Genomic DNA, 11,071 nt, shown 5'->3' on the forward strand with positions numbered 1-11,071 from the left:
CTCATTCTACCAAGAGGTTATTTTTTTATTCAAACCTCATTTTCATTCATTACAGGAATGCTGTCCCGTAAGTTGAAGAAGAAAATCAAAAACATACATTAACAGAGCCTTTTTTTAAAAAAAGTGGTCGATCTTATCAACCTGTAAACTCAGTAAATAATTTTACGTTACGAATATGGCGTGGCGGAAGCAATTTACAAATGGTTTTATGTTTCTTTCGCTCTTCGCAATACACCATGCTGCTAGAGTTTTCTAATCAAGGCCACCGTTCTTCGTACTGTCATTGAGCCAGATCTATAAGCCACGCTTGATAACTATTTAGACTTTTTAAAGAGAAAGATTAACAGCAATAAAACAACATAGAAGAAATTGTTGAATATCACCCTTTCTATAAATCTCATTGATTCAAGAAATATGGGACTTGCGATTTAGTAAACAGCTGAAATATCTTTGCTGACTTTCCTGATTGAACGAAACCACCAATAACCCAAACTAGGGTCCCTCCATAATTAATGCACTAAAACTTTCTTCATTTGGCGGTTAATAATTGCCTTCAATTGGGTTTGCTGCTGAAAGATGAATGAAGTTACAGCATATAAAGAGATACAGTCATATTTTTTGATATACTGTTATAGGGGATTTTCTGTTGATCGCCATTTAATCTTGAAGGAGAAAATAGATGAGAATCATTGGTGCAATTACTGGATTTTTTCTAGCAGACTTACTTTTTCATCTGATCGATGCTTTTGCAGTTGGAATGAAAGCAGAAACACCAGCAGGACGAATTGGTGCAGTCTTTTTCGGTGTTTTGATACTTATGGTGTTAATGTGGTTATTTTACCGTTACTTTTCAAAAGCTTTTTTTAATGGGTTTACTGTGGCAACGGGATTGTTTTTAAGTTTTGATATCGTTGTTTTTCATTGGATCTTCCAGCTCCACCGAATAACGAACGGACCTGAAGCCAATTGGATTGAACCTCTTTTTGTTATCGTTGGCATAGTAATGGTATTTGCTGGGATAAAGCAAGAAAGATCGTTGGCTAAGCAAGAAAATAACCACAAAATCACCATGTAAGAAACAGAGGTAAACATCTACCTCTGTTTTTTCCTATATAACCAATATTCCCTATTTAGAGTGTACTAAATTGCGATGTCCATCTATGAGCCTTACCTTAAAGTATTTTATAGTTCCTCGTATAAGAGTATATTAAAGTGCTTTGGTCAATATAAAGTCCGTCTGCTGATCATCTCCCATATAAAAGGAGTGGGCTCCAGTTTGGACAAATCCTAACCTGGTATAAGCGGCGATCGCATTCTCATTTTTTTCCCAAACACCGAGCCAAATGTTCTTTTTATTCTGTTCCCTTGCTATTTCCACCGCTTTGTTTATCAGGTGTTTTCCAAGTCCCTGTCTTTGAAATTTTTGTTTGATATAAATCCTCTCAATTTCCAGTGAATCACCACCCATTTCTTCTGTCTGGGCTTCACCCACATTCACCTTGAGATATCCTGCGAGTTCATCATTTACATAAACAAAATAAAAAGCAGAAGAACTGTCAGACAGCTCCTTTTCTACCTGATTTAGATTGAAGGCCTTCTCTAAATAGGCATTCATGTTTTCAGGTGAATTCTGATGCTTAAATGTTTCATTAAATGTTCCGTAACTAATTTCTTGAAGTGTGTATAAATCCTTAAGGGTACACTTTTTAACATGTATAGTCATATGAATATTTCGCTCCTTTATTTATTCAATAATTCCGCTTGTTCCCTTTTTTTACAAATTCCCAGTCTTTTTCTATATTTTTTCTGACCTTTTGAAGAGAATTAAACAGGGTCTCCACTTCTTGATCTGTAAATCCATCCAATGCAACTTTATTGGAATAATCATTTTCTCTCCTTATGAATGGATACACATTTTTCCCTTTCTCTGTTGGGAAAAGTTTATTGATTTTTTGATTATGTTCATCATCTTTCTTGTCAATAAAACCATTACTTACAAGTTTTTTTATGGCACGTGACGCCGTCGTACGGTCTACTTTAATCATTTCAGCTAATTTTTCTTGAATGATTCCGGGGTTTTCACATATCCGCACAAGATACAAATACTGCCCTTTTGTAAGGTCATATTCTTTAAATTCTATATTGCTTATGGAATCCAATGCCCTGGCGATCATTCCGATTTCACGTAAAATTTCTTTCATACATTTACTCCTTCATGCACATTTATTGTTGCATCTGCAACAAATTCAATATACATTAAATGTAAAGTATTTTTGTTGCATTTACAACTATTTTATGATGCTATATTGAAGTTTTAACGTTCAAAAGTGTAAAGGGGGATTTTCTATTGATGAAGATGCCGCATCTAATGAAATTTATATTATACGTGGCGGGAATATTAATACTAACTCTGGGAATTACTTTCTCGATCCAATCTGACTTGGGAACATCGCCTTTTGATGCGCTTTTGGTGGGTTTATCTCTGAACGTAGGACTTACGGTGGGGAGCTGGGAAATTATAATAGCTTTGATATTGATTGGTTGTAATTCGTTTTTAAAAAGACAAAAACCTGAAATTTTAGGGCTGATGACAGCTTTGATAACAGGAATCGGCATAGATATGTGGCTATTTTTATTACACAATTTGATAACGCCTCAATTATGGGTCAGTAAACTTGCTTGTTTTGGATTCGGATTAATAATCATAGGGTTAGGTACTGCCATCTACTTACGGGCAAATTTTGCTCCTATTCCCATGGATCGTTTAACCTTAATCATACAAGAGCTAACCCGATCCAATATACTGTTTTCGAGAACATTGATTTACCTTCTGTTCCTGACGACGGCATTTTTTTTCAATGGACCAATAGGGATTGGAACGTTATTAACCGTTTGTTTAGGAGGGCTGATCCTTAATTACTTCCTATCATTTACTGAACAAGTATTAGACCCTATACTAAGAAACTCGGACTTACCTGCGCAACATAGGGATAAAAACCATTTAATTGAATGGTTTTTATTTTGAGGTTACCTTGAAAAGACTACATCAAGACTTCCAGGATCTTATGTGTCCGCTAATAAGGACCTCAGAGTTTGAACCGAAACCCATTACAACTAATTCGCATTTGTGTTCAATATGGATAGTGCTCTGGCTCCTTGCTGAGTAAATCCTTCACTTTCAATGGTTTACATCACTATAATGTCCGAAAAACAAGATTTCCTGTATCCCCTCTCTTTGTCCAGTAGAAGGTACATAGCCGATCTTCATCTTGTCAGTCTCCAGACCAGCAAAGAGCACAGATACTTTATTTATTGTGCTTTTACTATATTTACAACCTTAAAAAAATCTTCATAGTGCGATAGTTGGTAGTCGGCTGCATCATTTGTGTTCTGAAAAAGACAAGTTTGTATGCCAAGTTCTTTTGCAGGCAGAATATCCAGCAATCTGTCTCCAATGACTAAATCAATATGATGTTTTTGGTGTAAGTAAACATAGGATAACGAATCAGGCTTCCTGGGAAATCCATCGTCAATCGTCACCATATCGACAAAGTACTTATCCCATCCATAATGATTCAATATGGCAGACACACCGGCTCTGCTCTTATGAGTCATGATTACATTTTTATCAGCAAATGTTAAGATCTTCTCTACACTTTCAAAAGGCGTTATATCGTTAGGAGATATGAGTTTATTTAGGTTGTTTATTTCGTTTATTTGTTTTTCGGACAGTCCATAATAATCAATCGCGTGAGAAAATGAAACTTTTAATTGATCATAGATCTCCTTCTCATCCACTGAATCTCCCAATACCTGAGATAGTACGCTGGTATACGCGGGATAACTATCAAATAATGTTCCATCAAAGTCCCATAATATGTTCAAATCAACCACCCTTTTACGTTTTGTTCTATCTAATTGCCACTCTACATATCCTATCTTTCCAATTCAATATATTCCCTGCGCAATTTCCACTGGTTGTTTTCCTTTGTCCAAACAAACATACATTGAGCGAAATACGGTTTGCCGCTGATCACATTTGTTTCTCTGCCCAGAACTAGAAACTCGTCTCCGTTTTTCCGTTCAGCAGCAGATAATATAGTAAAACTTTTTTCTGCATTGTCCATTTTTTTCAATACCTCGTTTAGATCGTAATGGTAATCGTAAGAATCAGGTTTTTCGAGGCTTGAATGTGACCAGTATCCGGTAAAATCTTTAGACATAAAGTTTCTTATGCCATCTCCGTTTTTACTTACAAACCCTTCATTCCAAGAATTAAAATAGTCATTGATCACCCGTTCTATTTCTTCCATAACTCCCCACCTTAAAGCAGTAATTTACACTAAATTTTAACATATACTGTGGTTTTTAACTCATTCTTCCGTTTCTTTGTATCCCTTGAATGATATTTGTAATAAATAAGATCGATAGATAGAATTTTGTGAAATCAAATGTTCCCATACATATCTTGCAGCACTTTTGATCACCAAACCTGTTCCCGCCAAACAGCCCTCGTCTTTATACACACCAATCAAAAAAGCCCATTTTTTTATCTAAGGAATCTCGGGAATTTGTCTATTGATATTCAACTCTATGGTTAGATCTATAATTCAAAGGAACTCAGTTACTAGTAACTGAAATGTAAAAACATTGTTATGAAATATTATTCATGCTGTAAATCTGAATGTATACAATGAATGTATTGAGGAGTGATTGAAGTTTGAAAACAATAACAGCAGATCAGTTAAAATTCAAGAAACAATTATCGATGATCGAACAAATGACACTTAAGGACTTCCTGCATAAATGGGTTTATAGCCGAAAACAGCGATTAGCCGCTTATTTTGAAGTTAAGTACACAGAATATGTATTTGCCAAAATGGAAAATACGGTAGAAGAAACCGATTTAGTGAATTCTGATGAACGTTTCCGATACATTACACTCACAACAGATAATCAAATTGTGATGGGTTTTTTAGATTCCAATTCAGAATTAGAACATAGAATCATATCAATGGAAGAGATTTAAAAATGTGCACCAGGAGAGCAGCTTAAGCGAAATAATGATATTCACATAAGCTCCTATATAAGATAATGATCTTGGAATTTAAATATACAAACGAACAAAGGCACTAAGCAGAATAAATATCATCCACCCGCAAAGAAAACTCGCACATAAATGAAGCGAGTTTTCTTTGTGATAACCATTATTATCAAACTTTTAATGTAAAAGCTCTGTTAAACATGGCTGTTGATTGCAGCTAGCAGGCACTCGCGGACCTTAGGGGCGTTCCGGGAGCCTCCTCGGCATTGATGCCTGTGGGGTCTCCCTTGCCCCGCTTTTCCCGCAGGAGTCTCGCATATCCGTTCCAATCAACATCGTGCAAAAATCAACAATGACCTTTAACATAGCCAATGTAAAAAAACAGATTCCCCTTCTTAGAACGGCTTGCGCCTTATTTTAGAATAATAAAAAATTATAAGGTTATACTTGGCATTAAGGAAGAGGTACGAAAAAGCTAAAATGAGAGGAGAAACTATTTAAGGATGCCAGAGTTCATAGAGGTTTTCCTCCGGACAATTCTTGCTTTTAGTATGCTATTTTTAGCATCAAGGTTTTTAGGAAAACAAACGTTAACACAAATGACCTATTTTGATTTTATTGCTTCCATAACCATGGGAGCCATCATAGCTAACTTATCGTTCAATATTTCTGTAAAAACACACCATATGGTTCTATCTTTCTGTTGGTTTGTACTGGTGATTTTCTTAATAGCCACCTTATCATTAAAGCATAGAAAGGCAAGGAAATTTCTTGCTGGGGATCCCACCATCGTCATTCAAAACGGAAAAGTGCTGGAACATAATATGAAAAAAATGCGATATACGCTGGATTATTTAAATCAGCAGCTGCGGGCGAAAAACGTCTTCAACATACATGAAGTGCAATTTGCCCTGCTCGAGATCAATGGCACCTTGACGGTACAGAAAAAACCACAATATAGGCATGTTACTTTCGAGGATTTATTCTCGACTTACAGTTCTGAAAAGTCACTCCCGATTGAGCTCATTATGGATGGGAAAATAATAGATAGTAATTTAGCAGAAAATAATTTGAAACCAGCATGGCTGCAGACTGAACTACAAAAACGAAACCTGGAACAAAAGGATGTCTTTTATGCAGTGCTCGCGGCAAACGGCCAGCTTTTTATCGATACATACAAAGACAATATCGGTATCCCCTTAGATAAAGAACCTAATCAACATCTTATGTGAGTTTAGTTAATAGAGAAAATTGCATATCCTTGATACATTAATTTTCCCTCTGTTTTAACAGGTGATTATTAGGGACTTAACCGCTGCCAGCTTCTCCATTGGTTTTTAAACGGAGCAATTTTAAAACAAGCGTCCTATTGCTGACGTTTTTATTATCGCTTTTAACTCCATCTGATTTACTTTCGTGAGACTAACAACAGAATAAACCTCGTACTATTGTGGAACAGCTAAATAAAAAAGGTGAGATCAATGTTGGATAAAGTCAATTTCTTCCTAAGACACCTGGAACATAATTATGCTCTCATAGCAATTGCGGCCATTTTATTTTTCTTATGTAAAGCAGCTGCAGGTTACCTTACATATAAACATTACGACAAAAAATTCAAACAAATCGAAAGCAAACTGGATGAATTAATTCGACATCATAAATAACTTTACAACCTATACATGATATTTTTAGAGTTTGTGTCCAGCTTGCCAGGTCATACTCTAACAGCCATATGATCACTCATAATACGAATTCGTAAAATAAATAAAAAGAACCCAAGTGCCACAATTCAAGTGTTAAAAAAGCCGCTACATAGAAGAGCGTATTTAGAAATAGAAATAATCTATCTAACCGGATACAGTATAATTCCAATGGATTAGCAGCGTCTTTCCTCATTCTTCACATTCGTTTCTTCATTATAATAAGTGAAATACTGAGAATTTCATCTAAACTTCCCCACTGCATATACATGTAAAGATTTCCCTAAACTCTGCGAGTGCAACAGTCCTTCTTTTCTTTTAAGTAGTATTTCTCTTTCGTGATCATGTTTTTCAACTGAAAAAACTTCTTCCTTAAACCCTTTTAAAAAGATACCGTTTTGTTGAGTTGATCATAACATTACAACTTAAATAATACCTCCCTATACGATGAGACCCAGGTAATCACAAGGTTTCTAAAAGTAAAAAGAGATTAACATAATAATGTATACATTTTCTTTTTTGTTGCTGTTATTTGGTTTTATTTTAAAGGCTTATATTGTGGTCTTTCAGGAAAAAAATATGGGAACGTCTGATTTGGACGTTCCCGTTCTTATTCCGTTAAAAGCACACATTAATGAAAAAAGGTAATTTATTATTATAATCTTACCAGTGTACTTGAAGTTTATTACCATTTGGGTCATAAAAGTGGAAAAAGGCATGACCATTATCTTCTTTTATATCTTCGACCTTAACTTGATTATCAATTAAGTGTTGATGAAATTTAGATAATTCTGGACTTGTAAAGCCAATGCTAAACTCTTGTTGATTTTTTATTGTAAAATGTGCAAATGTTTCATCTTCGGTAGGAACTAAGATAAGTAAGAAAGGTCCTTCATTTACTTTTAAAATTGCAAGTTCCTCCGTATTGTTTAATAACTGGAGCCCTAATACATCTCTATACCATTGTGCAGACAGTTCTAAATCTTTAACAGGAATTCTAATATAATGTACTTGTTCAATAAATTTACTCACAGCCTTCTCTCCTTTATTTAATCCGGGATATCAAATAGTTCCCTTTCTATACACCTTTTTCCTTCCGATTATTGATTGAAAAATTAAAACTCACTTGAATTAGTCCACCCCTTATAGAACAACTGTTTTTAGAAAATTGAATAAAGAACAAGATTCTTTAACAAAGCCATTTTAAAAATAGAGAGTATGATCCAAGACAGAAGTTTACATTTTTTGTAATTCATCGAGGTTTTTACTATTTTTGGGTGCATTTATACACCTTAGGTTACTTCGTTTGTTTACGGCCGCCCCCAAAATCTAAAAAAACGGGTGTTTTTGGTATAGGTTTTATGAAATGCGAAGGAAGTAGTACCATGCAGCAAAGTTTATGCTTAACTTTATGGAGAATATGATTATGTTCAGAGGGTTTACGCTTATGTTTTTAGGTTTTATGCTTATGTTTTCAACATTTATGCTTATCTCTTTTCATCCAATGCTTATGTATGATGCTTTATGCTTATCTCACTGCCTTTATGCTCATTCCATTTCCATTATGCTTATCCAGCCGCCTTTATGCTCATCCCGATTCCATTATGCTTATCTAGCCGCCTTTATGCTCATTCCATTTCCATTATGCTTATCCAGCCGCCTTTATGCTCATCCCGATTCCATTATGCTTATCTAGCCGCCTTTATGCCATTCCAATTCCATTATGCTTATCCAGCTGACTTTAAGCTCATTCCGATTCCACTATGCTTATCTAGCTGCCACTATGCCTCATTCCGATTCCATTATGCTTATCCAGCTGCCTTTATGCTCATTGTGAGTCCATTTTGCTTAACCAACCCCCTGTCTCCGGCCGCCAAGGTGAATCCTCAACAAGATTCACACGCGGTACAATGAAAAGGCCGCCGAGTTCATCTCGTCAGCCCTACAACCCTTAAAAGGTTATTTTTCTTCCATAAATAGATCACGCGTCCAGAAATTTAAATCAATGGTCTCCCGGCATCTGGCGAGAGATTCGGGTCTCCCTGCCCGATGATTAATACGGGTTCACTTTCATTTTGCTGTCTGTTATTTTCCTCTTCTTGTAGATTATCCGAGAATCCCTGCTGTTCAGGCTTTTTTTCGTCCGGCATACATACACCACCTTTTTCCTGGTAGTGTGCCTTAGATAAGCAGGGTTATACTGCCTATTTTCAGCCAACAAAAAGAAGAGAAGCAATTACTGTATTACTGCTCTTCCTCGTCTTCTTCAAAATGTTCCTCATCAATTAATTGTTCCCAATTGGGTGTAGTCATGTTCTCCCATAGGCGATCTTTGAGACCCATTCATAACACCTCCCTATTTCGTTCGTTAGTTATTTTATACCCGTTCCTTCGCTTTTCAACCTTGGCAGTATTGGGACAAATAATGCGGTATTGATTTCGTTATAACAATACGACAAAAAAAGGATCCAGGCATAATAATGCCTGAATCCCAACAAACTCACTTTATCTTATACTTTGGAGAAAAATAACCTTTGAAGAAACCTTTACACGCCCATATACTCCTCAAATGTAAGGCCGCTTCTGGCTATATTTTTTGCAAGCGTCTGGCCAACATATCTTACATGCCATGGCTCGTACTTATAGCCTGTGATGCTCTCTTTTCCTTCTGGATAGCGGATGATGAAGCCATATTCTGCCGCATGATTTTTGAGCCAGACAGCTTCTTTTGTATCGGCAAAACAGTCTTGTGCCGCACACTGCCCATTGCCTCCCGTAACGTCTATCGCAAGACCAGTCTGATGTTCACTTGTCCCTGGCAGAGCACTATAGGTACGGGCTTTTTCGAAACCATCCCGGTTCACATAATAGGTAAAGAGTTCTACCTGGCGATCATATGAGCGGTAGGCAGAGACACCCAAGAGCGAGATTCCTTGTTGTTTAGCTGCCCCAAATAATTGTCCGATGGCAGCCGCTGCTTCCTTCCTCATTTTACGCTTGTCCGATTGTTCAGAGAAAATAAAAGGAATCGGAGCGTTGACTAAATCCGGAGGAGTATATCCATCTGGAAGTTTGTTCTGTTTATTGACTAGCACCGATATGCTTTCTGGATTCATCACAATGTGGATATAGCTCTTTTTTACATAAGGGGCACTTATATAGCCCACTTTTCCATTGAAAAAGACTTTATACCATCCATTCAGAGAATCCGCTGCGAGTGACAGCTCTGTGCCTTTTGGTATGGTGGCCAAAATGCCGGAAGCTGTAGACGGACCGCTGCGCAGATTTAAGTTTGCAGCGGCACTATATAGAACTTCTGTCACTTGAACATATTTCCCGCTCACATAACCAATCCGTCCGTTATGGGTTATCTTATACCACCCATTTGTCTTCCCTGTTACACTTAATTCCGCCCCCTTAGTGACCGTTCCAAAGGCGGTGTATGTAGTCGAAGGACCAGTACGCACATTTAAATCACTGGTGGTTGTGTATAGGAGACCTGTTACCTGAACGTAGTTCGGGCTTACATAACCTGTCAGTCCATCTTGCTTCACCTGGTACCATCCATTGGCTGCACTACCCACTACATTGAGCTGTGCCCCTTTTGCCACAGTACCCGCAGTGGCATATGAAGTAGATGGCCCTGTACGGATATTCACATTCGCCGTACTTTCATAGGTCATGGTTTCTGCACCTGCTGACTTGGCACCCGCACCATATAGCACGCCAGCACAAACTATTGCTAACAATGAGATAATCCCGGTTTTCAGAATTCCTTTTTCTTTAGAAATCATTGATAAAGGACCCCCTTTCTTCCATTCTGCTAAATTTATGTAAACACACATAGGATTATAGCAGAATAACAATTTCATAGTTTGTGAGAATTTCTTCCACCAGATCCAATAAGGGGAAAAAGTGAAAAACGGAATCTGAATATCAGAAGTTAATCATAAGTAAAAAAGAGCCAAGAAAAGAAGACTATTCGCAAAAATAGTCTTCTTTTCTATAGGTTCTTTTCTAAAAGATTGTTGTTTTTAATAGTTCGGTGAACCTATCCTATTGTGAAACAGGTTGATTGGAACGTAAGGTGCGAGACTCCTGCGGGAGCAGCGGGTATTGTCCAGCTCCGGACTGACACCTTCGGTCATAAGCCAATCGCCATTAAAAGGCAAAGTCGGCCTTTTACTGCCGCTAGTCTTATGCCGGTCAGGTGTCTGCTTTTCTTTTAGCGTTTTGCCTCTAATAGAAAAGATCATCATTTAGCTTTTGGATGGATCTTTTCTTGAAAAGCACCGTCCTCCGCTTTTCGATCAGGTGAGACCCCACA

The 11,071-nt window shown here is 37.1% G+C and carries 11 protein-coding genes; 4 read left to right on the plus strand and 7 right to left on the minus strand.

Annotation, left to right across the window (positions count from 1 at the left end; genetic code table 11):
* Positions 1 to 679 precede the first annotated feature (679 nt).
* On the plus strand, positions 680 to 1,075 hold the full coding sequence (locus tag CUU66_RS22815; RefSeq protein WP_101645702.1) for a DUF2243 domain-containing protein: 396 nt from the start codon (positions 680 to 682) through the stop codon (positions 1,073 to 1,075).
* A 132-nt stretch (positions 1,076 to 1,207) separates the two neighbouring features.
* On the opposite strand, the gene CUU66_RS22820 is transcribed toward CUU66_RS22815, so the two are convergent.
* Together CUU66_RS22820 and CUU66_RS22825 are read right to left on the minus strand one after the other, a co-directional pair.
* Positions 1,208 to 1,723, minus strand: coding sequence for a GNAT family N-acetyltransferase (locus CUU66_RS22820; RefSeq protein WP_101645703.1), 516 nt, complete (start codon positions 1,721 to 1,723; stop codon positions 1,208 to 1,210).
* A gap of 25 nt (positions 1,724 to 1,748) precedes the next feature.
* Positions 1,749 to 2,201 carry a MarR family winged helix-turn-helix transcriptional regulator gene (locus CUU66_RS22825; protein ID WP_101645704.1) on the minus strand — a complete coding sequence of 151 codons (453 nt, stop codon included), beginning with the start codon at positions 2,199 to 2,201 and terminating at the stop codon, positions 1,749 to 1,751.
* Positions 2,202 to 2,368: 167 nt separating this feature from the next.
* On the opposite strand from CUU66_RS22825, the gene CUU66_RS22830 reads away from it, so the two are divergent.
* A complete protein-coding gene (locus CUU66_RS22830) occupies positions 2,369 to 3,025 on the plus strand; it encodes a YczE/YyaS/YitT family protein (RefSeq protein WP_101645713.1) in 657 nt (218 codons plus the stop codon).
* Positions 3,026 to 3,309: 284 nt separating this feature from the next.
* On the opposite strand, the gene CUU66_RS22835 is transcribed toward CUU66_RS22830, so the two are convergent.
* Entirely contained in the window at positions 3,310 to 3,885 is a 576-nt protein-coding gene (locus CUU66_RS22835; protein WP_101645705.1) for an HAD-IA family hydrolase, read from the minus strand.
* Positions 3,886 to 3,935: 50 nt separating this feature from the next.
* Positions 3,936 to 4,313 (minus strand): DUF4440 domain-containing protein, encoded by a 378-nt coding sequence (locus CUU66_RS22840; RefSeq protein WP_101645706.1) that lies wholly within the window; start codon positions 4,311 to 4,313, stop codon positions 3,936 to 3,938.
* Between the two features lie 407 nt (positions 4,314 to 4,720).
* Here CUU66_RS22840 and CUU66_RS22845 point away from each other — a divergent pair, with 407 nt between their 5' ends.
* Positions 4,721 to 5,029, plus strand: coding sequence for a hypothetical protein (locus CUU66_RS22845; RefSeq protein WP_101645707.1), 309 nt, complete (start codon positions 4,721 to 4,723; stop codon positions 5,027 to 5,029).
* A gap of 518 nt (positions 5,030 to 5,547) precedes the next feature.
* Positions 5,548 to 6,276: a DUF421 domain-containing protein gene (locus CUU66_RS22850; protein ID WP_101645708.1), complete on the plus strand. Its 729-nt coding sequence runs from the start codon at positions 5,548 to 5,550 to the stop codon at positions 6,274 to 6,276.
* Positions 6,277 to 7,407: 1,131 nt separating this feature from the next.
* Here the strand turns inward: CUU66_RS22850 and CUU66_RS22860 are convergent.
* The 3 genes from CUU66_RS22860 to CUU66_RS25255 form a co-directional block, all read right to left on the minus strand.
* Positions 7,408 to 7,776, minus strand: a complete 369-nt coding sequence (locus CUU66_RS22860; RefSeq protein ID WP_101645710.1) for a VOC family protein — start codon at positions 7,774 to 7,776, stop codon at positions 7,408 to 7,410.
* 965 nt (positions 7,777 to 8,741) lie between these two features.
* Positions 8,742 to 8,894, minus strand: a complete 153-nt coding sequence (locus CUU66_RS24485) for a hypothetical protein (protein WP_180955404.1) — start codon at positions 8,892 to 8,894, stop codon at positions 8,742 to 8,744.
* A 396-nt stretch (positions 8,895 to 9,290) separates the two neighbouring features.
* Positions 9,291 to 10,538, minus strand: coding sequence for an SH3 domain-containing protein (locus CUU66_RS25255; RefSeq protein ID WP_180955405.1), 1,248 nt, complete (start codon positions 10,536 to 10,538; stop codon positions 9,291 to 9,293).
* Between the last annotated feature and the right edge of the window lie 533 nt (positions 10,539 to 11,071).

The organism is Peribacillus deserti (assembly GCF_002863585.1).
Lineage (GTDB): Bacteria > Bacillota > Bacilli > Bacillales > DSM-1321 > Paraperibacillus > Paraperibacillus deserti_A.